Source organism: Lentzea cavernae, from assembly GCF_014653695.1.
Taxonomy (GTDB): domain Bacteria; phylum Actinomycetota; class Actinomycetes; order Mycobacteriales; family Pseudonocardiaceae; genus Lentzea; species Lentzea cavernae.
The window spans coordinates 170,912-190,937 of record NZ_BNAR01000012.1; the positions used below are offsets into that span (position 1 = coordinate 170,912).

Sequence of the window (20,026 nt, forward strand, 5' to 3'; positions counted from 1 at the left end):
CAAAAGACTCATTGCAATGGCCTGAGGAGCAAGGCACCATGATGTTGTGCCTGGTAAGCGGCTAGACGACGAAGAACGGCAGCTCATCGCCCAGTTCCTCTGGGACGGGCTGGGGTACTCCGAAATCGGGAGGCGGTTGCAAAGGCCTGCGTCCACGATCCAGCGCGAAGTGGTCCGCAACGGCGGGCACAACAACTATCGGCCGGGCGCCGCGCACCGTGCTGCGAGCGAGCGGGCGATGCGCCGGATGCCCGCCGTGGACGACCTCGACGTCGACGACGAGGCGTACTCGTTCGACCGGAGCCCCGGGAAGGTGCAGGAGTTCCACCTGAGGCTGGTCGCCATGTTCCGGCAGACCGGGCTGTCGCACACGGCGGCGCGGGTCCTCGCCGAGATCTTCATGACCGACAAGGGCAGCCTGACGGCGACGGAACTGGTGCTGCGGCTGTCGGTCAGCCCGGGCACGGTCTCGCGGTCGACGGCGTACCTGCAGAGCATCGACCTGCTGCGCGCCGAACGCGACGGCAAGCGGATGCGCTACTTCCTGGACGACGACCTCTGGTACCGGGCGTGGCTGTCCAGCGCGCAGCGCAACTCGACCTGGGCGGACACCGGACTGGACGGTGCCGAGATCTTCGGTCTCGGCACGCCGGTCGGTGCCCGCCTCAAGGACATGGGTCAGTTCTTCGCGTTCGTCGTCGTGGACATGGAGTCCACGCGGCAGAAGTGGCTCGACTTCTTCGAGAAGAAGAAACGGGCCCGCGGAGAAGTCACGGAAGACGCCTGAGCACGGTCACGACCTTGCCGAGGATGGTGGCCTCGTCGCCGTTGATCGGCTGGTAGGCCGGGTTGTGCGGCATCAGCCACACGTGCCCGTCCTTGCGCTTGAACGTCTTCACGGTCGCCTCGCCGTCGATCATGGCGGCGACGATCTCGCCCTGGTCGGCCGTGGGCTGCTTGCGGATCACGACCCAGTCGCCGTCGGTGATCGCGGCGTCGACCATCGAGTCGCCGACGACGCGCAGCAGGAACAGCTCACCCTCGCCGACGATCTCGCGCGGCAGCGGGAACACGTCCTCGATCGACTCCTCTGCCAGGATCGGGCCACCGGCAGCGATCCGGCCGAGCATCGGCACGTACGCGGGCGTCGGCTTGGACATCGGGTCGAGACCGGCGTCGATCTCGTTGGGCAGCATCCCGACCGCGCGCGGGCGGTTCGGGTCGCGGCGCAGGAAGCCCTTACGTTCCAACGCGCGCAATTGGTATGCGACGGACGAAGTCGACGTGAGGCCCACGGCCTCACCGATCTCGCGCACGCTCGGCGGGTAGCCGAAACGGTCGACCCAATCGCGGATCACGTCGAGCACCTTGCGCTGACGCAGAGTCAGGCCGGCGTTTCCCGCGATCTCGTTCACCTGTGTCTCCACAAGAGCGGGATCCGGGTCGATCGTCTTGCCTGCCACGGTCGCTGTCCTCCTCGCCGCCCCCAGTTCGAATGGGATTCCGGCCTCCGTCGATCTTCGTGCTCGACGGTAGTCGTGTTTGCTGCGCAGATCAAACACCTGTTCGAGGTATTTGGGCGCGTGTTGTGGCGTTCGGAGAGCGGGTCTGGTAGAAATTCGCACGGACGTTCGATCGAACCCCTGTTCGATCAAGGTGGTTGACCTGCGATGGAGGTCGTGATGGCGGTGCTCGTCGAGAAGCGTTTGCGCGTTGTCGAGGACGCGGATGTCGCAGCGGGGCGTCCACTCCGTTCGGGGCCCCGGGTCATGCCGCGCCGTCCGGCCACGCGGCCGCACCAGGTCGTCGTGCCCGCCACGCGCGAGTCGAGCTCGTGCGAGGTCCGGCCGAAGCGCGAGTCGGTGTTCGAACTCGTCGCCGTCGGTGTCTTGAGCGCGTTGACGGTCGTGGCGCTCGGAGTGCTCTACCTACAGCAGGCGGGGGTCACTCCGTAGGCCTGCCCCCACATCTTGTGTTTCGCCGCCCGTCGTGACGTGAACGCTCCGTCATCGGCGGGCTTTTTTGCGTAATCGCCGCTGATCGTCGGCGGTTCGCCCAACAGGGTGACACGCGATGCGTCGTGTCGAGTTGCGCAGGGGTTGGGTTGCGATCTAGGTTCTACCCCTACATCTAGTGGTTGCACCGTTGTAAGTAGTCCACAGGTTGTGGGTAACCCGACCAGTGAGGCTGCTGCGATGGATGCTGCGCGGGGGAAGGGGTGAGGTGGCGTGCGGTGTCCGTTCTGCCGCCATTCGGACTCGCGGGTGGTCGACTCCCGTGAGGTCGACGAGGGTCAGGTGATCCGTCGTCGGCGCTCCTGCAACAGCTGCAGCCGCAGGTTCACCACGGTCGAAGAAGCGGTTCTCGCCGTGGTCAAGCGCTCCGGCGTGACGGAGCCTTTCAGCCGCGACAAGGTCGTCGTGGGCGTGCGCAGGGCGTGCCAGGGCCGCCCGGTCGACGAGGACGCGTTCCAGGTGCTGGCACAGCAGGTGGAAGAGTCGATCCGGTCGACGGGGTGTGCGGAAATCGCCAGCCACGAGGTGGGGCTCGCCATTCTCGGCCCCCTGCGCGAACTCGACGAGGTCGCTTATCTGCGCTTCGCGAGCGTTTACAGGTCCTTCTCGTCCGTCGAGGACTTCGAGAAGGAAATTCTTGATCTTCGCACTGCGAGAGCCGAGGAAGCACCGGCCGAGCAGTGATCCGCGCGCGTCAAAGCGCGTGAGGCAACTTCATCTTTTTTCCGAGCACCTGCACTAGGGAGATCCACCGTGACCGAGACCGTCGGCGGCTCAGCCAAGAAGACAGCCGCACGGGCGGCTGCGAAGCCTGCCGCGCTGAAGATCCAGCGCGTCTACACCACCGAGGGCCGCCACCCGTACGACGACGTGACGTGGGAACGCCGCGACGTCGTCATGACGAACTGGCGCGACGGCTCGGTGAACTTCGAACAGCGCGGTGTCGAGTTCCCCGCTTCCTGGTCGGTGAACGCCACCAACATCGTCACCAGCAAGTACTTCCGCGGTGCCGTCGGCAGCGAGGTGCGCGAGCAGTCGCTGCGCCAGCTGATCGACCGCGTCGTGAAGACGTACGTGGGCGCCGGCAAGGAGCACGGTTACTTCACGGGCGAGCAGGACGCCGAGATCTTCGAGCACGAGCTCACCTACATGCTCCTGCACCAGGTGTTCAGCTTCAACTCGCCGGTGTGGTTCAACGTCGGCACCAGCTCGCCGCAGCAGGTCAGCGCGTGCTTCATCCTCGCGGTCGACGACACGATGGAGTCGATCCTCAACTGGTACCGCGAGGAGGGCCTGATCTTCAAGGGCGGCTCCGGCGCCGGCCTGAACCTCTCGCGCATCCGTTCCTCCAAGGAACTGCTGTCCTCCGGCGGCACCGCTTCCGGCCCCGTGTCGTTCATGCGCGGCGCCGACGCGTCCGCGGGCACCATCAAGTCCGGTGGCGCCACGCGCCGCGCGGCCAAGATGGTCGTCCTCGACGTCGACCACCCGGACGTCGTCGAGTTCATCGAGACCAAGGCTCGCGAAGAGGACAAGATCCGGGCGCTGCGCGACGCCGGGTTCGACATGGACCTCGGCGGCGCGGACATCGTGTCGGTGCAGTACCAGAACGCGAACAACTCGATTCGCGTGTCGGACGAGTTCATGCACGCCTACGAGGCCGGCAACGACTTCGGCCTGCGCGGCCGTCAGACCGGCGAGGTCATCGAGCGCGTCGACGCCAAGGAGCTGTTCGGCAAGCTCGCCAAGGCCGCGTGGGAGTGCGCCGACCCCGGCATCCAGTACGACGACACGATCAACGACTGGCACACCTGCCCCGAGTCGGGCCGCATCACCGCGTCCAACCCGTGCTCCGAGTACATGCACCTCGACAACTCGAGCTGCAACCTCGCGTCGCTCAACCTGATGAAGTTCCTCGGTGACGACGGCCGCTTCGACGCCGTCACGTTCGCCAAGGCCGTCGAGCTGATCATCACCGCGATGGACATCTCGATCTGCTTCGCGGACTTCCCGACCGAGCCGATCGCGGACACCACCCGCAAGTTCCGCCAGCTCGGCATCGGCTACGCCAACCTCGGCGCGCTGCTGATGGCGACCGGCCACGCGTACGACTCCGAGGGCGGCCGCGCGCTCGCCGCGACCATCACCTCGCTGATGACCGGTGTCTCGTACCGCCGTTCCGCCGAGCTCGCGGGCATGGTCGGCGCGTACGACGGTTACAAGCGCAACGCCACGGCGCACCAGCGCGTCATGCGCAAGCACGCCGCCGCCAACGACCTCATCCGCACCTACGGCGGCAACGACTCCGCCACGCACAAGGTCGCGACCGAGGCGTGGCAGCAGTCGCTGGAGATCGGCGCGAAGAACGGCTGGCGCAACGCCCAGGCGTCCGTGCTGGCCCCCACCGGCACCATCGGCCTGATGATGGACTGCGACACCACCGGTATCGAGCCGGACCTGGCCCTGGTCAAGTTCAAGAAGCTCGTCGGCGGCGGCTCGATGCAGATCGTCAACCAGACGGTGCCGCGCGCCCTCAAGGCTCTCGGCTACCTGGACGAGCAGGTCGAGGCGATCGTCGAGTTCATCGGCGAGCACGGCCACGTCGTCGACGCGCCGGGCCTGCGCCGCGAGCACTACGAGGTCTTCGACTGCGCGATGGGCGAGCGTTCCATCGCGCCCATGGGCCACGTGCGGATGATGGCGGCCACGCAGCCGTTCCTGTCCGGCGCGATCTCCAAGACGGTCAACATGCCGGAGACGGCCACGATCGCCGACGTCGAGGAGATCTACTACCAGGGCTGGAAGCTCGGCCTGAAGGCGCTCGCGATCTACCGCGACAACTGCAAGGTCGGCCAGCCGCTGTCCGCGGGCAAGGGCGCCAAGGCGACCGAGGAGAAGAAGGCCTCGGACACGGTCGTCGAGTACCGCCCCGTCCGCAAGCGCCTGCCGAAGAAGCGCCCGTCGCAGACCGTGTCCTTCACGGTCGGTGGCGCCGAGGGCTACCTGCACGCCGGTTCCTACCCGGACAACGGCCTCGGCGAGATCTTCGTCAAGCTGGGCAAGCAGGGCTCCACGCTGGCTGGCGTGATGGACGCGTTCTCCATGTCCATCTCGGTGGGCCTGCAGTACGGCATCCCGCTCGAGTTCTACGTCTCGAAGTTCCAGAACCTGCGCTTCGAGCCGGCGGGCATGACCGACGACCCGGACGTCCGCATCGCGACGTCGGTGCTCGACTACCTGTTCCGCCGCCTGGCGCTGGACTACCTGTCCTACGACAAGCGCGCGCAGCTCGGCATCTTCACCGCCGACGAGCGTTCGGCGCAGGTCGCGAACGAGTACGGCGCCCCGGCGACGTCCGACGTGGACCTCGAGGGCCTGCGGGGATCGGTCGAGGCCGTCGAGGCCGCGCCGAAGCAGGTCGAGGCCGCCGTCGAGACGCCGAGGCACGTCGGCAGCTCCACCGAGCTGCTGGAGCTGCACCTGGGCAAGGCCGCCGACGCGCCGCTGTGCATGACCTGCGGCACGAAGATGCGTCCGGCCGGCTCGTGCTACCTGTGCGAGGGCTGCGGCAGCACGTCCGGCTGCAGCTGATAGAAGCCGCTGAACTTTAGGTTCTAACTCAACAGCGGCTGGGGCCTCGACGCATCGTGCGTTCGAGGCCCCACCTGTACGTACCGGTGGTCAGATGCCTCCGGAACGACGAACACCCGGCCTTGCAGAGCCGGGTGTTCGTGGCGGCAGGACGTGGTGTCCCGCGCGGTGCATCAACCGCATGACATCACGTTCCTGACGCTTGTGCCAAACGAGTGATCAGGAGCACCGGATGACCGCGAGAAACAGCAAGCAGACGGGCGCGAAGGCAGCGTCGAGCGCAAGCAAGGTTCTGTCGAATCCCAAATCGACTGCTGCGGAGAAGTCCGCCGCCGCAAGCGCCCTCGCACAGGCACCGAAGAGCACAGGCCAGACGAGCCCCGCAGCGGCTTCGAAGGCAGCCAAAGTGTTGGGGAACGCGGGATCGACCAAGTCTGAGAAGTCTTCAGCGGCCAGTGCACTTGCACAAACGCCCAAGTCGAGCAAGAAGAAGTAGCACCTCACCGTCCCTTGCTCGGCTGTGCGAGAGCTGCGGCAGCACGTCTGGCTGCAGCTAATCGCAGTGGTTAGAAGCTCTAGCTGATGTTGCGGGCCGTCACGGCAGTTCGATGCCGTGGCGGTCCGCCAGCTTCTTCTCGACCTCCGCGATCACACAGGCGATGGTCGACGGGTTGAGCCGTCCCTCGCCGAAGCGCACGACGGTCTTCGCGAACTCGTCCGCCGCCAGCGCCCGGCACTCGGCGTTCAGCGAGCGGTGGTCGACGGCTGAGTCCGTGAAGCACTCCAGCGGCTTGCGGCCGAAGATGACCTCGAACTCCTCCCAGCCGCGCAACGTCCAGTACGTGTCGTTGACCGCCACGGACGTCGCGCGCAGCCACCTCCACAGGTACTGCGGGTCCACGTGGCTCGGCGACTCGCTGACGCACCGCCCGCACAGCAGCACGACGTTGTCCGTGGTGCGGCTGCCGCCCATCGACGCGGGCACGACGAGGTGTTGCTCCAGTGAGGACCTGTAACCGCAGCGCCAGCACCGTTCGTGGGCGGTGCTCCAGTCGATGACGAGGTCGACCTCGTGCTCGACCCAGTACGCGACGATCTGCTGGCTGGTGATGCTCAAGTGGTCCTCCCCAGGTGTTGCCTCCCCAATCGGTCGTGAAGGCGATTCCGTTTCGCCCACTCGCAACTGATAGAACATCTCGCATTAAGGGGGAGCGATGCCTTCGTTCGACGACTTACGCCGTTACCTGCTCGGACAGCTCAACGCGGCTGTCCGGCGTCCCGGCATGTACGGCGGTGAGGCGGTGATCCTCACCTTGCTCGACGCGCTGGCGTTCGCCGACGACCGCACGGACCGGTGGCAGAACGAGCTCGAGGCGTTGGTCAAGCGGGGCGCGGCGAACGCGGCCATGGTCAGCGGCGCGGTGCACGAGGCGCTCGGCCACCGCAGCGAGGACGTCATGGCGTCGGTGTACGCGGACCTCGCGCACCGGCAGGGCTGGCTGAGCCTCGACGCGGACAGCCGGATCCCCGGTGTGCTGGGGGAGCGGGACTGCCTGCTCGACGACGTGATCGCCGAGTACGGCGAGCCGCCGTTGTGGCTGGGCGGCACGAACCCCAAGTACTCGAAGACGCTCGGTTACCCGGACAGGTCGGGGTCGCTGGTGTTCTTCCACTTCATGCCGGAGATGCGGCTGATGGCGACGAGGCGCGGCGAAGGCGGTTTCCGCGACAGCTTCGTCTTCACGCCTGCTGGGCTATCGAGGTGAACTCCGCGATCAGCGGCGTCTGGCGGTGCGCGGCCCACGCCAGTGCGACCTCGTTCGGCGCGATGTCGTCGATCGGCACGTGCGCGAGGTCTTCGCGCGAGTAGAACACCGCCGTCGACAACGGCAGGATCGCCACACCGCCGTGCATCGCGACGTGCTCCAGCTTCTCCTCGACGGACCGGATCCCCGGCGTGGTCGTGTGCCGCACGATCCGCTCACCGGCGAGGTCCGACTCCAGCACGTTCTCCTTGCCCGCCAGCCGATGCGCGGACGGGAGGACGGCGACGCGCGGCTCGGTGAACAGCGGCACGCACCTAAGCCCGTCCATCGGCACCGGCAGCCGCACGTAGCCGACGTCGACGCGGCCGTCGTGGATCACCTCGACCTGGTCCTCCCACGTGGTGCGCACGACGTCGACCCGCAGCCCGGGGTGCCGCGACGCCAGCAGCCGCACCGCGGGCGTGATGATCAGCCCCGGCATGAACCCGACTGCGAACACGTCCGCCGCACCCACACGCCGCAGCAACGCCGAGGCCTGTGACAGCAACGGCCGTGCGTCGGCCAGCAGTTGCTCACCGAAGGGCGTCAGCACGGTCCCCTTCGAGGAACGGTCGAACAGCTGGACCTTCAGTTCGGTCTCCAGCGCGCGGATCTGCCGCGACAGCACCGGCTGCGCGATGTGCAGGGCCTCGGCGGCGCGGCTGAAGTTCAGATGCTCCGCGACCGCCACGAAATACCGCAGCTTCCGCAGGTCCAAATCCATGTGACCAGGGTAGGCGAAACCGATAAAATCGCAGGTGATGCGCATAGTTCTGCACACTCGTGCGCGCCTGGACCTCGCATACGCCTCGCTCGACGGGCTCTCCGTCGGCGACGCTCTGGGCGCTCAGTTCTTCATGGTCGGACGCTCGTTGCCCGACCTCGTGGCCGGCAAGCCGCCACGGGGCCCGTGGGAGTGGACCGACGACACCGAAATGGCCTGCAACCTCGTCGCCGAGCTCCGTGACCACGGAGAAGTCGACCAGACCCGGCTCGCGGCGACGTTCGCCGACCGCTGCGAGCCCTACCGCGGTTACGGCGCGGGGGCTTTCACCATCCTGCGCAAGATCCGCCAGGGCACGCCGTGGAAGGAAGCGGCGTCCAGCGCGTTCGGCGGGCAGGGTTCTTGCGGCAACGGGGCCGCGATGCGGATCGCGCCGCTGGGCGCGTACTTCGCCGACGACCCGGCGGCCACCACGGCCCAGGCGATCCGGGCCAGCGAGGTGACGCACCAGCACCCGGAGGGCGTCATGGGCGGACTTGCGGTCGCTCACGCCGCGGCCGTCGCGGCCAGGGCGCGGCTGACGGGCTCACCGCCACGCGACCTGCTCGGCACCGTGCTCGACCACCTCGAAGAATCGTTCGTGCGCAAGGGGATCGAGAAGGCGCGCAGGATCGGCAACGCCGAAGAGGCCGCGTACGTGCTCGGCAACGGCTCGCGCGTGACGGCGCAGGACACCGTGCCGTTCACGCTCTGGGTCGCCGCCCACCACCTCGGCGACTACCGCGCGGCCATCGCGGCGTGCGTCAGGGCCGGCGGCGACGTCGACACCACGGCCGCGATCGTCGGGGGCATCGTCACGAACCCGCCGGAGGACTGGCGGCAGGCCCGCGAGCCCCTCCCGGACTGGGCGAGCCGCTCTGATCAGGAGCTTTGACTCGACGGTGTGATTTATTCATCGCGTGTTGAGTTTTTGGCCGAACGCTCGTAACCTCCTCTTCAGGCGGAACCTGGAGGGGTAACCATGGCGCTCACCATCGGCTTCACGTCCATCGACGGCTCGATGCTCGCCACCGTGGGCGGCAAGGCCGCGAACCTCGGTGAGCTCACCAGGGCGGGCCTGCCGGTGCCGCAGGGGTTCTGCGTCACCACGGACGCCTACCGCGCCGTCGCGAAGGCCGACGAGCTGGCGGGCACGACTCCGGACAACGCCCGCAGGACGTTGCTGGAAACCTCTGTGCCGCAGGACGTCCGGGACGCGATCGTCGCCGAGTACCGCAAGCTCGGCGGCGATCGTGAACCCGGCGTCCCGGTCGCGGTGCGGTCGAGCGCGACGGCCGAGGACCTGCCGTTCGCGAGTTTCGCGGGCCAGCAGGACACGTTCCTCAACGTCGTCGGCGAGGACGCGGTGGTCGACGCGGTGCGCCGGTGCTGGGCCTCGCTGTGGACCGACCGCGCGGTCAGCTATCGCGAGTCGAACGGCATCGACCACACCACCACGTACCTGGCCGTTGTCGTGCAACGGATGGTGCAGTCCGCGGTGTCGGGTGTGATGTTCACGGCGAACCCGGTCACCGGCACGCGCGACCAGATCGTCATCGACGCGAGTCCCGGTCTCGGTGAGGCCGTGGTGTCCGGTGCGGTCAACCCCGACCACTTCGTCGTCGACGGCGGCGAGATCGTCGAGAAGCGGCTGGGCGACAAGAGGTTCGTCATCCGCTCGCTGCCCGGCGGCGGCACCGAGCACGTCGAAGTCGGGGAGAGCGCCGGGCAGTGCCTCACCGACGGGCAGGTCCACGCGCTCGCCGTCCTCGGCCGCAAGGTGCAGGAGCATTACGGTTCGCCGCAGGACACCGAGTGGGCGATCGACGACGACGGCGAGCTGCACCTGACCCAGGCGCGGCCGATCACGACGCTGTTCCCGTTGCCGGACAACCCGGACGGCGGTGCTCACGCCTACTTCTGCTTCAGCCTCGCGCAGGGCCTCCAACGCCCGATCACGCCGATGGGGCGCGCGGCGTTCCGGGAGATCGCCCAGTCCGCCTTCGAGATCGTGATCGGCGACCCGGCGAGCCAGTCCTATGTGGAGGCCGGCGATCGCATCTTCTTCGACGTCACCAAGGTGTTGCGGAGCAAGGTCGGCCGCGAGTTCGTCACGCGCCTGCTCGGTGTGATGGAGGCGCGTTCCTCCGAGGTGCTGCGAAGCCTCTTCGACGACCCGAGGTTCGCGATCAGGAACTCCTCACCGGCACCCGCGCTCAAACGCGTTCTCCGGCTCGCTCGCCGGTTCCGCGTACCGGTGACGGCGGTGAAGGCACTGGTGAACCCCGAAAGGGCCGTGCGCAGGGCGTTGTTGATGGAGCGCGACGTGCTGGAGAAGTCCGCGACCCTCTCGATCGAGCAGGCGCTGCGGCAGTGCACCGTGCCGGTGCTGCCCGGCCTCGCGCCCACCGCGCTGGTCGGGTTCGCGATGCTCGGACTGGTCGGCAAGGTCGTGAAGACGAGGCCGGGGGAGCTGCAGACCGTGCTGCGCGGCCTGCCGAACAACATCACCACCGAGATGGACATGGCGATGTGGGACCTGGCGCAGGAGATCCGCCACGACCCCGTCGCGCTGCGGCAGTTCCAGGACGGCGAACGCCCCGCGGCCCTCGACCGCTTCCTGGCGAAGTGGGGCCACCGCGCCGTCGCCGAGATCGACCTGGGCCTGCCGAGGTGGTCGGACGACCCGGCGCACGTCATCGGCGTCGTGAAGAACTTCCTGCGCCTGCAGGACGGTCAGGCCCACCCGGACGCGGTCTTCGCACGCGGCGCCGCCGAAGCCGAGGCGATGATCGAGACCCTCGCCCGGCGTGCGCGGGGACGCGGCTGGTTCGTGCGCTTCGCGTTGCGCCGCACCAGGGTGCTCGCCGGCCTGCGGGAGTACCCGAAGTACCTGATCGTCACGTTGTTCGGGTCCCTGCGGAAGCGCGTCGCCGAGTTCGGTGCCCGGCTCGTCGCGGACGGTCGCCTCGACACGGTGGACGACGTGTACTTCCTGAACTTCGAGGAAATGCGCTCCTCGCAAGGAGATCTGCGCTCACTCGTGGCCGGGCGCCGCGAGGTCTACGACCGCGAGATGCGCCGCAGGCACATCCCGCGCGTGCTGTTGTCGGACGGCACCGAACCGGAAGCCGTGCACCACGGCACACCGGTGGAAGGTGATCTGGTCGGCACGCCGGCGTCGGCGGGCACGATCACCGGCATCGCGCGCGTCGTCATGGACCCGGTCGGCGCGCACCTCGAACCCGGCGAGATCCTCGTCGCCCCGTCGACGGATCCCGGCTGGACACCGTTGTTCCTGACCGCGGGCGGCCTCGTGATGGAGATGGGCGGGGCGAACTCGCACGGCGCGGTCGTGGCGCGGGAGTACGGCATTCCGGCCGTCGTGGGCGTGCGCGAGGCCGTGACCCGGATCAGGACGGGGGAGCGGATCACCGTGGACGGCAGCACCGGCGCGGTCACCACACTGCCGGAACAGACCGTTGAGGCGTCATCGCGGCAGCTGGACGCGTAATGTCGGGATTGTGGCTGAGTCCAAAGGTGAGCTGAACAAGGTCCAGCAGGGCATCGCCGATTACCTGCTGCGCGCCGGCGTGGACGGCTTCGGCCCGTTCAAGAGCGCCCGCGAGTCCGCGTCCGACGCGCTGGTCAAGAAGGGCGACGAGACCGCCGCGATCAGGCACCTCATCCGCACGCACGTGGCGCTGGCGGGTGCGCAGGGCTTCGTCACGAATCTCGGCGGCCTGATCACGCTGCCGGTGTCGCTGCCGTCCAACGTCGCGGCCACCTACGTCATCCAGACGCACCTCATCGCGTCCATCGCGTCGTTGCGCGGTCACGACGTGGACAGCGACGAGGTGCAGATGGCCATCCTGCTGTGCCTTCTCGGCAACGCCGGGACCGAGCTGTTCAAAAAGGTCGGCATCAAGCAGTTCACCAAGAAAGCCGCTTCGGCGCTCATCACCAAATACGGCACGAAGAAACTCGGCACGCTCGTGGCCAAGGGCGTTCCGGTGCTGGGCGGCGTCATCGGTGGTGGCGTTGACGCCGCCTCTACCAGGGCGGTCGGTTCATTCGCAAATCGCTACTTCGCCCACACGGACCCTTTGCCGAAGGTGATCGACGGCGAGGTGTTGTCCGTGGAACTCGAAGAATCGGACGGAACGACTGATTCGCGCTAGCTCAGCCTGTCCAGTGCGGAGCTGAACGCGTCCGACGGGATGAGCACGCCACCGTCGAACGGGTTCTGCAGCTGGTAGATCGCGAACAGCAGCAGGACCAGTGTCGACGTCAGCGTAACAGTGATCAGCATTTGCGAGGTCAGGGTCGGCCCGCGGAACAGGTACGGGAACAGCAGCGACAGACCGGTGCCGATCAGCAGCGCGAGCCACACGACCGGGTTGACGCCGTTGTCCGCCGCGTCCAGCCGTTCCTGCCTGGCCTGGTAGACCTGCCAGAGCTGGTTCGCGGCCTCGGCCTTGCGGTCCTCCTGCCAGTCGCCGTTCGGCGCCGCCGTCGAGATCGTGTCGCGCAGCCGGTTCAGCGTGAGCCAGCCCTGGTTGTCGACGTTCTCGCCCTCGCGCATGCGGGGCCACTCGTCTTGCACGACGATCGACACGTAGTCGCGGATCAGCTCGTCGACCCCGGACTTCGCGGGCTCGGGCAGCGAGTCCGACGCCCAGTCGACCGCGACCAGCGCGTTGGCCTCCTTCTGCACCTGCTCCTCCGCGCCGTTGGCCGCGTCGAACAGGGAGATCAGGATGAACGCGGCGAGCACGGCGTGCAGGCCCGCGACGATGCTGAACACGGAACCACCCGCGCCGAGGTTCTTCTCGCTCACTTCCTCCGAGCCGAACCGGCGGGTGATGACGACGAGAACGGCGGAGAGGACGGCGGCACCGAGAACCCAGAGCGCGCCGGTGAGGTAAATGCTCAATTCGGCTCCTTTCTGGTGTGGGATTAGACCACGGTCTACTGTGGCCCGTACAACACGGTCTGGTTAACGAGCAATGGTCAGGTGGGAATGCGCGGCCACAGCAGAAATACCCGGTTGTCGTATCGGGCTGCTCCATTCCGGTTGCGACGGAATACGTTCGCGCTGGGTGGAGCCGCGACCTTGCTCGCGCTTTCCGCGCCGTTCACCAGCGCCGTTGCTCATGCTGCGGCGCCGAACTGTGACGCTTATCAAGTGCGTTCATCCCATCGTGGAGAACTCTCGATGTTCACGAAAGTGGACGCGTCATCCGGTGGGGTGACAGAGATAGCCCGCCTGGACTACGCGGTGAATGCACTGGGGTACTCGGCCGCGCTGGGCCGGCTGGTCGGCATCACGTCCAAGGGCCACCACTGGTGGAAGAACCCGTCGCACGTCGTCCTGATCGACACCCGGGGCGTGGTCAACGACCTCGGACCCGTTGACGCGCTGTGGTTCCGCACCGACGACGTGTCGGCCGGAGCGGTCGTCGGCACCACGTTCTACGTGCGCGACCACGCCCGGCTGCACGCGATCGACATCAACCCCGCCAGCCCGTCGTACCTCAAGATCGTGCGGACCGTCGTGCTGGACTGGCCCGCACTCACGCTCGACGACTTCACCGCCGACCCGCTGACCGGGAAGCTGACCGGGGTGTCCGCCGCGGGCTGGGGACCGGGCGAGGTCGTGACGTTCGACCCGGTGTCGGGGCGGGTGCTGAGCAGGACGGAGATCGCCGGACTGCCCGGCAAGTCCACCTACGGCGCCGTGGTGATCGACGCGGCCGGCACCGTCCACGCCATCAACAACGGTTACCAGGGCCGCAGTCGCCTCTACCGCGTCACGGGCACCACGGCGGTGGAGCTGTCGACCGGCCCGCAGATGGGCCTGATCGACGCGGCGGGCTGCCTGCCGAACCCGATGCCGCCACGCGTCGAACCGCCCGCGCCCCGCCCCGAGGTGCCGGTGCCCGTGCCGCCTCCCGCCCCGCCCGGTTCGGCCCCGGTTCCGGCGCCGGTGCCAGGGCCCGTTCCGGTCGTGCGGCAGCCTCCTGCCGCCACGCCCCCGCCTCCTTCCGCCGCGCCGCAACCGGTGCCGGTGCGCGCCGCCCGTCAGAAGTCCCAGGCCCGCCAGGAACTTCCGCTCGACCAGGAGACGACGCCGATGACCAAGTCCCGCAAGTGGGCGATGGTCACCGTCATCCTCGTGATGCTCGGCGCTGGCACGGCCGCAGCGCGCGCACGGGGCTAGTTAATTCGGTTGGCGTGAGGCGGCGGCGTCGCTAGCGTTGCGGGCATGTACTTCATCTGATGAAGCTCCCGCAGCGCTCTCGACGCTGCCCTCGCGACCTCGCCGTCGCGTCCTTCTCCGGTGACCCACCGCGCGGGTCCATCTCTCACGGCCGTCGTTTCGCCGTGCCCTTTGCACGCCCTCGTCACGAGGAGGCTTTCGCATGCCTGACACCACCCAGCCCGAGCCGGGCAACCGCGCCGCGCGTCGTGCGCAGAAGCGGGGCAAGCAGGACCAGAACACGCACTTCCAGGTGCCGCAGCAGCGGGCGCCGCTGGTCCAGCCGCGCCAGTTCGCGACCCGTCGCCGCGGAGGAACCGCGTAGCCGACGCCGAACCGGGCGCGACACCAGCAGAGGACGTGGTCGAACGACCACGTCCTCTGCTCTCTTCGTGGGCTCGATCTCCCGTTCTGTCCGAATCCGATCTAGCCTGAGTTGCTACCGGACCGACAGGATCGGAGGCGCCAGATGAGGATCGCTGACGTTTTGCGGACCAAGGGATCGGCGGTCGCGACAATCGACCCGGACGTCCCGGTGTCCGAACTGCTCAGAGCGCTCGCCGAACACAACGTCGGCGCGATCGTCGTCGTCGGCCCCACGGGCGTGGCGGGGATCGTGTCGGAGCGCGACGTGGTGCGCCGACTGCACGAAACGGGCGTTGACCTGCTGTCTTCTCCCGTGTCGTCGATCATGACCGCCGAGGTCTTCACCTGTTCGCCGTCGGACACGGTGGACAGCCTCACGGTCGTGATGACCGAACGGCGCTTCCGTCACGTGCCCGTGCTGTCCGACGGGCAACTGGTCGGGATCGTCAGCATCGGTGACGTGGTGAAGAGCCGGATCGGCCAGCTCGAACAGTCCCACGACCAGTTGCAGGCCTACATCGCCCAGGGCTGACCCACGGCCGTCACTACGCTGGATCGGGTGGAACCTTCTCCCGGCCAGCCCGATCTCGCCCCAGAACTGGTGGAGGTCGCACCAGGGGTCCACGCCTACGTCCAGCCCGACGGGTCCTGGATGATCAACAACACCGGTGTCGTCGTCGGCTCCGACGACACGCTCCTGCTCGTCGACACCACGTCCACCGAGGCGCGCAACCGCGCGTTGCTCGCCTCGGTGGCGGCGGTGTCCTCCGCAGACCCGACCTACGTGATCAACACCCACCACCACGGCGACCACACCTTCGGCAACTGGCTCGTGCCGCCGTCCACCGTGATCGTCGGCCACGAGGCATGCCGCGAAGAGGTCCTCGCCGCCGGCCTGCTGGCCGCGCAGGTCCTGACCGGCCCGGACTACGGCCACATCGAGGTCCGCCCGCCGTCACTCACCTACAGCACGTCCCTGACTCTGCACCTCGGCAAGCGCGTGGTCGAACTGCACCACCCCGGCCCGGCGCACACCCGCGGCGACACCGTGGTGTGGCTGCCGGCCGAACGCGTCCTGTTCACCGGCGACCTGGTCTTCGCGGGCGGCCAGCCGTTCCTCGCCGAAGGCAGCATCCACGGCTACCTGTCCGCACTGGAGTTCCTGCGCGCGTTCGACGCCGCGGTCGTCGTCCCCGGTCACGGTCCGCTACTGCGGGGCTCCGAGATCACTCGCGTCCTCGACGACCTGGTCGCCTACACGACCTATCTCTCCGAACTGGCTTCGTCCGGCCACGCCGCCGCCAAGACGCCGATGGACGTCGTCCGCGAGGCGGGGGAGTCGCGCTTCTCGTCGTGGCAGGAGTCCGAACGCCTGGTCGGCAACCTCCACCGCGCCTACCACGAACTGGACGGCAAGCCCCTCTCCGAACGCCTCGAACTCCCGCGCGTCTGGATGGACATGATGGAACTCCACGGCGGCCCCATCGCCTGCCACGCCTAGCCCAACCAATATATCGCTCACCCTGCCGCCGCTGACCTGCACCTTAGCAATGAGTCTTTGGACGACGAAGTCCAAAGACTCATTGCTAAACCAGGTTTCACGTTTCAGACGGACTGGCCGATGCCGGGCGGCTCGGGGACGTTCTCGGTCTTGGTGCCCGACGGCATCGCCCACATGAAGGCGCGCATCATCGCGTACTGGAACCTCAGGCCGGCGCCGACATCGCCGGACTCCACGACCTGCTTGAGCGCGGCGAGAATGCCCTTCCAGGTCGCGTCGACCTTGTCGAGACGCTTGACGCCCTCGGGCCAACCGGAGTTACGCAGCGTGACACGCGTGCCGCCGTCGACCTCTTCCAGTTCCCACGAGACGACCGTCCACGGGTCGTCGCGCATCGTGAGTCGCTGCGTGTGGGAGAGCAGCCGCGGCGGATCGACCTCGACGACGCGGCCGACGACGAAGACCCGCTTGCCATCGGTCGACCGGTAGTACAGCGGTGCGCCCGGTTCGAGTGCGGAGTCGAGAACCGCGTCCATCATGGCGCGCTGCTTGCCGTCGAGTTTGGTGATCTCCGCCCACACCTTCTCGATGGGCGCGGCTATGACGATGCTGTGCAACAACTCGGTGCCGGGGTCAGCCAACATCCTCATCCTCCTGTTCGGCGCCCTCGACCGTGAGCTTCAGGCCGACCAGTGCCGCTGCCCAGTTCTGCTCGTAGTGCGCGACCCACCGCTGATGGATCTGCTGGATGGGCACGGGATTCAGGTGGTTGACCCGCTTCCGGCCCCGCGGCTCCACGATCACCAGATCGGCCTCGCGGAGCACACCGAGGTGCTGCATGACGACGTGCCGGCTCGTCTCCAGCACCTCGACCAACTCGCCTGTGGTGCGCGGGCCCCTGCGCAGGACGTCGAGGATCGCGCGCCTTAACGGGTTCGCGAGGGCGCGCCAGATGGCGTCGTCATCATGTGGCAACTTCATTACGTAAGGTTTTTAACACCTATGAACGCGTATGTCGAGCATCGGTCGCAAGACGTTCGCGGTCTTGCACGCGACTGACGCGAAGCATCGACACCAGGGCAGGTGAGCGACTGCTCTCGGCTGCTGCGAGGCCTCAAGGCCTATAAGTTCGAGTGATGCTGCACGACGTCGCTGACGCCACGCACCAATATATTAGTTTGCTCACCGGTGACCAGCGCGAACACGCGATCCGCGCCGTCACCGACGACGACCTAAGGCACCGCTGGGCGTATACACCCGGTACACGCCCCGGACTGGCACTCGGCGATCTCGAACGAGACCAGCGCAAGGCGGTGCACGGCATGCTCGCGACCGTGCTCAGCTCACACGCCTACGCACAGGCGGCAGCGGTGATGGCGTTGGAAGACGTGCTCGACCACCGCGAAGGCGGACACCGCGACCGCCACAACGGCGACTACTGGACAGTGCTCTTCGGAACACCCGGCGGCGACGAGCCGTGGGGATGGCGCGTCGAAGGACACCACCTGTCGGTGAACGTCGTAGTCGCCAACGGCCGCGTCTCGGCGACACCGTTCTTCCTGGGCGCCAACCCGGCCCGCGTCACCTACCGCGGACGCGTCGTAGGCCAGCCGCTGCGTCTGGAAGAAGAGCTGGCCCGCGAACTGCTCGACCGCATGGGCCCGACCGCCCGCCGCCTGGCCGTCGTCTCGGACACCGCGCCGCACGACATCCGCACCGGCAACTCTCCACGAATCAGCCCGTCCGAACCGGTCGGTGTGACGCCGGCCCAACTCGGCAAGCCCGCAGCCGGGTTGCTGGTCGACATAGTCCGCTTCTACCTCGACCGGCTCACCTACGAACTGGCCGACGAGGAGTTCGCCCAGATCGACGCGGAACGCCTGCACTTCTCCTGGGAAGGTTCGCTGCGCCGAGGCGAGGGCCACTACTACCGCGTCCAAGGCCCGGAACTGCTCATCGAATACGACAACACGGCCAACGAGGCCAACCACGTCCACACGGTCTGGCGTCGTCATTCAGGTGACTTCGGCGACGACCTGCTCGCCGCCCACTACGACACGTCACGGCACACTGTCGCCCGTGGAGTGGCCCAGAACGGTTGACGACGCCGTCGCACTGCAAGAACGCCTGCGCACCCAGGTGATCACCACCAGCGCCCCTGACCTGCGCATAGACACCGTCGCAGGCCTGGACGTCGGCTACCGTAGCAATGACACAGTTGCGGGCGTCTGCGTGGTGTTCGATGCAAAGACGCTGGTCGTCCTCGACGAGGTCGTCGTCGAGGACACAACGGACTTCCCCTATATCGCCGGGCTCTTCGCGTTCCGCGAGATGCCCGTCCTGCTGCGTGCTCTCGATCGGGTGACCGTCGCGCCGGACCTGTTGGTCGCGGACGGTCAAGGCCTCGCGCACCCTCGCCGGTTCGGCCTGGCTTGCCATCTCGGCGTGCACACGAGCATCCCGAGCATCGGCGTCGCGAAGAACGCGATGGGCGCGTTCGAGCAGCCAGGCAACGTCCGCGGGTCGATGAGCGACCTCGTCATGGACGGCGACAACGGCGATGAGGTCGTCGGCAGGGCACTGCGAACGCAGGACGGGGTGAAGCCCGTCTTCGTGTCGGTCGGCCACAAGATCGACCTCGACCGTGCGTGCGCCGAAGTGCTGCGCCTGGCCCCGCGCTATCGGCTGCCGGAGACGACCCGCCGCGCCGACACACTCACTCGGCAGGCTGTTTCGTCGGGGTGAAGCTCATCAGCACGAGCAGGATGGCACCGCCGACGAGGGCGATGTCCGCGACGTTGCCGACGAACCAGCCGTTGTAGTCGATGAAGTCGACGACGTGCCCGCGCGCGAAGCCCGGTGGCCGGAACAGCCGGTCGAGCAGGTGCGTCGTCGCACCGCCGAGCATCAACGCGAGCGCGGCCGCTCGCAGCTTCGTCTGCGGCTGCATGCCGTACCGGGCGAGCAGCACGACCGCGACGGCGGCGACGATGGTGAAGATCCACGTGGACCCCGCGCCGATCGAGAACGCGGCGCCGGGGTTGTAGAGGAGCCTGAACTGCAGGAACTCCCCGAGCACGGGAATGGGCGCGCGGCCGGTCAGCGCGCTCTCGGCCCAGAACTTCGTGGCCTGGTCCAGCAGCAGCACGAGCACGGCGATGCCCATGACGAGTGGCACGCGGCGAGAGGTGGTGGTGTCCATTTGCGGACGAGCGTAGTTAAGAACACCACCACTCGGCATCAGACCCTCGTCACTCCTTGAACGCGTTGACGTCGTCGACGTCGATCGCGGCGAGAAACTCCTCCTCCAACGTCGCCGCCCGCTCGTCCGTGTCGTAGTCGACGCAGATGCGCCACCGTCCGTCTGTGCGTCGCGAGTACGTGTGGAAGCGGCCGTAGAACGTGCGCTCGCCGCCATCCGCACGTGTCGACACGAGCTGGAAGATGCCGCGCTCGCTCGCGACGTCGTTCTCAGCGATGCGCTCGACGAACCGGAATGAGATGCTCACCGAGCTATCGCGGTCGGCGAGCTCCGCGAACCACTTCTCCGTCTGGTCCGCGTACTCGGAGAACCCGAGCACCTGCTTCGCTGGGCCCCCGGCGCGGATCAGCGTCGACGAGTACAAGGACAGGAACGCCGGCGCGTCCAGTCGCGCGTAGGTGAGCCTGAACGGGTGCCAGATGTCGTCGTTGAGCTGCCGCAACAGGTCGGTGTCCACGACC

General features: G+C 67.6%; 23 protein-coding genes. 14 read left to right on the top strand and 9 right to left on the bottom strand.

What is annotated here, in order from left to right:
- Positions 1-46: 46 nt before the first annotated feature.
- The gene (locus IE307_RS32735) at positions 47-787 is read left to right on the top strand and encodes a GbsR/MarR family transcriptional regulator (RefSeq protein WP_191303265.1); all 741 of its coding nucleotides are present in this window, start codon (positions 47-49) and stop codon (positions 785-787) included.
- Here the strand turns inward: IE307_RS32735 and lexA are convergent.
- Positions 771-1,448, bottom strand: a complete 678-nt coding sequence (gene lexA, locus IE307_RS32740) for a transcriptional repressor LexA (protein WP_373306061.1) — start codon at positions 1,446-1,448, stop codon at positions 771-773. The genes IE307_RS32735 and lexA overlap by 17 nt on opposite strands.
- A 222-nt stretch (positions 1,449-1,670) precedes the next feature.
- Between lexA and IE307_RS32745 the strand changes: the two genes are divergently transcribed.
- The 3 genes from IE307_RS32745 (at position 1,671) to IE307_RS32755 (ending at position 5,606) form a co-directional block, all read left to right on the top strand.
- Positions 1,671-1,955: a hypothetical protein gene (locus tag IE307_RS32745; RefSeq protein WP_191303267.1), complete on the top strand. Its 285-nt coding sequence runs from the start codon at positions 1,671-1,673 to the stop codon at positions 1,953-1,955.
- Between the two features lie 273 nt (positions 1,956-2,228).
- Positions 2,229-2,699 carry a transcriptional regulator NrdR gene (nrdR, locus tag IE307_RS32750; RefSeq protein WP_089924179.1) on the top strand — a complete coding sequence of 157 codons (471 nt, stop codon included), beginning with the start codon at positions 2,229-2,231 and terminating at the stop codon, positions 2,697-2,699.
- Between the two features lie 69 nt (positions 2,700-2,768).
- On the top strand, positions 2,769-5,606 hold the full coding sequence (locus IE307_RS32755) for a vitamin B12-dependent ribonucleotide reductase (protein ID WP_191303268.1): 2,838 nt from the start codon (positions 2,769-2,771) through the stop codon (positions 5,604-5,606).
- Between the two features lie 219 nt (positions 5,607-5,825).
- On the opposite strand, the gene IE307_RS32760 is transcribed toward IE307_RS32755, so the two are convergent.
- Both IE307_RS32760 and IE307_RS32765 read right to left on the bottom strand, forming a co-directional pair.
- Positions 5,826-6,092: a hypothetical protein gene (locus tag IE307_RS32760; protein ID WP_191303269.1), complete on the bottom strand. Its 267-nt coding sequence runs from the start codon at positions 6,090-6,092 to the stop codon at positions 5,826-5,828.
- Between the two features lie 109 nt (positions 6,093-6,201).
- Positions 6,202-6,723 carry an HNH endonuclease gene (locus IE307_RS32765; protein ID WP_191303270.1) on the bottom strand — a complete coding sequence of 174 codons (522 nt, stop codon included), beginning with the start codon at positions 6,721-6,723 and terminating at the stop codon, positions 6,202-6,204.
- 97 nt (positions 6,724-6,820) lie between these two features.
- Here IE307_RS32765 and IE307_RS32770 point away from each other — a divergent pair, with 97 nt between their 5' ends.
- Positions 6,821-7,372: a hypothetical protein gene (locus tag IE307_RS32770; RefSeq protein ID WP_191303271.1), complete on the top strand. Its 552-nt coding sequence runs from the start codon at positions 6,821-6,823 to the stop codon at positions 7,370-7,372.
- On the opposite strand, the gene IE307_RS32775 is transcribed toward IE307_RS32770, so the two are convergent.
- Complete coding sequence (locus tag IE307_RS32775) at positions 7,347-8,135, bottom strand: LysR family transcriptional regulator (RefSeq protein ID WP_191303272.1); 789 nt, start codon at positions 8,133-8,135, stop codon at positions 7,347-7,349. The two genes, IE307_RS32770 and IE307_RS32775, sit on opposite strands and share 26 nt — an antisense overlap.
- Before the next feature lie 37 nt (positions 8,136-8,172).
- On the opposite strand from IE307_RS32775, the gene IE307_RS32780 reads away from it, so the two are divergent.
- The 3 genes from IE307_RS32780 to IE307_RS32790 all read left to right on the top strand — a co-directional run bounded on the left by IE307_RS32780 (position 8,173) and on the right by IE307_RS32790 (position 12,355).
- Positions 8,173-9,069, top strand: a complete 897-nt coding sequence (locus IE307_RS32780; protein WP_191303273.1) for an ADP-ribosylglycohydrolase family protein — start codon at positions 8,173-8,175, stop codon at positions 9,067-9,069.
- A gap of 87 nt (positions 9,070-9,156) precedes the next feature.
- Positions 9,157-11,688, top strand: coding sequence for a PEP/pyruvate-binding domain-containing protein (locus IE307_RS32785; protein WP_191303274.1), 2,532 nt, complete (start codon positions 9,157-9,159; stop codon positions 11,686-11,688).
- 10 nt (positions 11,689-11,698) lie between these two features.
- A complete protein-coding gene (locus IE307_RS32790; RefSeq protein WP_191303275.1) occupies positions 11,699-12,355 on the top strand; it encodes an EcsC family protein in 657 nt (218 codons plus the stop codon).
- Here the strand turns inward: IE307_RS32790 and IE307_RS32795 are convergent.
- Complete coding sequence (locus IE307_RS32795) at positions 12,352-13,110, bottom strand: bestrophin-like domain (protein WP_191303276.1); 759 nt, start codon at positions 13,108-13,110, stop codon at positions 12,352-12,354. The two genes, IE307_RS32790 and IE307_RS32795, sit on opposite strands and share 4 nt — an antisense overlap.
- Before the next feature lie 282 nt (positions 13,111-13,392).
- Between IE307_RS32795 and IE307_RS32800 the strand changes: the two genes are divergently transcribed.
- From IE307_RS32800 to IE307_RS32815, 4 genes are all read left to right on the top strand, one after another.
- Positions 13,393-14,397, top strand: a complete 1,005-nt coding sequence (locus IE307_RS32800) for a DUF6923 family protein (RefSeq protein WP_191303277.1) — start codon at positions 13,393-13,395, stop codon at positions 14,395-14,397.
- Positions 14,398-14,599: 202 nt separating this feature from the next.
- Complete coding sequence (locus IE307_RS32805) at positions 14,600-14,761, top strand: hypothetical protein (RefSeq protein ID WP_191303278.1); 162 nt, start codon at positions 14,600-14,602, stop codon at positions 14,759-14,761.
- Positions 14,762-14,905: 144 nt separating this feature from the next.
- On the top strand, positions 14,906-15,334 hold the full coding sequence (locus tag IE307_RS32810; RefSeq protein ID WP_191303279.1) for a CBS domain-containing protein: 429 nt from the start codon (positions 14,906-14,908) through the stop codon (positions 15,332-15,334).
- Positions 15,335-15,361: 27 nt separating this feature from the next.
- Positions 15,362-16,303, top strand: a complete 942-nt coding sequence (locus IE307_RS32815) for an MBL fold metallo-hydrolase (RefSeq protein WP_229905290.1) — start codon at positions 15,362-15,364, stop codon at positions 16,301-16,303.
- A 104-nt stretch (positions 16,304-16,407) separates the two neighbouring features.
- Here IE307_RS32815 and IE307_RS32820 read toward each other — a convergent pair whose 3' ends face one another.
- Positions 16,408-16,947, bottom strand: a complete 540-nt coding sequence (locus IE307_RS32820) for an SRPBCC domain-containing protein (protein WP_191303280.1) — start codon at positions 16,945-16,947, stop codon at positions 16,408-16,410.
- Positions 16,937-17,284 (bottom strand): ArsR/SmtB family transcription factor, encoded by a 348-nt coding sequence (locus IE307_RS32825; RefSeq protein ID WP_191303281.1) that lies wholly within the window; start codon positions 17,282-17,284, stop codon positions 16,937-16,939. Before IE307_RS32825 ends, IE307_RS32820 begins: the two co-directional genes overlap by 11 nt.
- 155 nt (positions 17,285-17,439) lie before the next feature.
- Here IE307_RS32825 and IE307_RS32830 point away from each other — a divergent pair, with 155 nt between their 5' ends.
- Both IE307_RS32830 and IE307_RS32835 read left to right on the top strand, forming a co-directional pair.
- A complete protein-coding gene (locus IE307_RS32830) occupies positions 17,440-18,405 on the top strand; it encodes a DUF3500 domain-containing protein (protein ID WP_191303282.1) in 966 nt (321 codons plus the stop codon).
- Positions 18,383-19,048 carry an endonuclease V gene (locus IE307_RS32835; protein WP_229905291.1) on the top strand — a complete coding sequence of 222 codons (666 nt, stop codon included), beginning with the start codon at positions 18,383-18,385 and terminating at the stop codon, positions 19,046-19,048. Before IE307_RS32830 ends, IE307_RS32835 begins: the two co-directional genes overlap by 23 nt.
- Here IE307_RS32835 and lspA read toward each other — a convergent pair.
- Together lspA and IE307_RS32845 are read right to left on the bottom strand one after the other, a co-directional pair.
- Positions 19,020-19,505, bottom strand: a complete 486-nt coding sequence (gene lspA / locus IE307_RS32840; RefSeq protein ID WP_191303283.1) for a signal peptidase II — start codon at positions 19,503-19,505, stop codon at positions 19,020-19,022. The two genes, IE307_RS32835 and lspA, sit on opposite strands and share 29 nt — an antisense overlap.
- A gap of 49 nt (positions 19,506-19,554) precedes the next feature.
- Positions 19,555-20,022, bottom strand: coding sequence for a YybH family protein (locus tag IE307_RS32845; protein ID WP_191303284.1), 468 nt, complete (start codon positions 20,020-20,022; stop codon positions 19,555-19,557).
- Between the last annotated feature and the right edge of the window lie 4 nt (positions 20,023-20,026).

Bases quoted from the DNA above. Each gene is read 5' to 3' on its own strand.
- IE307_RS32800 (WP_191303277.1), top strand. From the start codon at position 13,393: ATGTTCACGAAAGTGGACGCGTCATCCGGTGGGGTGACAGAGATAGCC.
- IE307_RS32825 (WP_191303281.1), bottom strand. From the start codon at position 17,284: ATGAAGTTGCCACATGATGACGACGCCATCTGGCGCGCCCTCGCGAAC.
- IE307_RS32785 (WP_191303274.1), top strand. From the start codon at position 9,157: ATGGCGCTCACCATCGGCTTCACGTCCATCGACGGCTCGATGCTCGCC.
- IE307_RS32820 (WP_191303280.1), bottom strand. From the start codon at position 16,947: ATGTTGGCTGACCCCGGCACCGAGTTGTTGCACAGCATCGTCATAGCC.
- lspA (WP_191303283.1), bottom strand. From the start codon at position 19,505: ATGGACACCACCACCTCTCGCCGCGTGCCACTCGTCATGGGCATCGCC.
- IE307_RS32770 (WP_191303271.1), top strand. From the start codon at position 6,821: ATGCCTTCGTTCGACGACTTACGCCGTTACCTGCTCGGACAGCTCAAC.
- IE307_RS32830 (WP_191303282.1), top strand. From the start codon at position 17,440: ATGCTGCACGACGTCGCTGACGCCACGCACCAATATATTAGTTTGCTC.
- IE307_RS32745 (WP_191303267.1), top strand. From the start codon at position 1,671: ATGGAGGTCGTGATGGCGGTGCTCGTCGAGAAGCGTTTGCGCGTTGTC.
- IE307_RS32780 (WP_191303273.1), top strand. From the start codon at position 8,173: ATGCGCATAGTTCTGCACACTCGTGCGCGCCTGGACCTCGCATACGCC.
- IE307_RS32805 (WP_191303278.1), top strand. From the start codon at position 14,600: ATGCCTGACACCACCCAGCCCGAGCCGGGCAACCGCGCCGCGCGTCGT.
- IE307_RS32775 (WP_191303272.1), bottom strand. From the start codon at position 8,135: ATGGATTTGGACCTGCGGAAGCTGCGGTATTTCGTGGCGGTCGCGGAG.
- IE307_RS32810 (WP_191303279.1), top strand. From the start codon at position 14,906: ATGAGGATCGCTGACGTTTTGCGGACCAAGGGATCGGCGGTCGCGACA.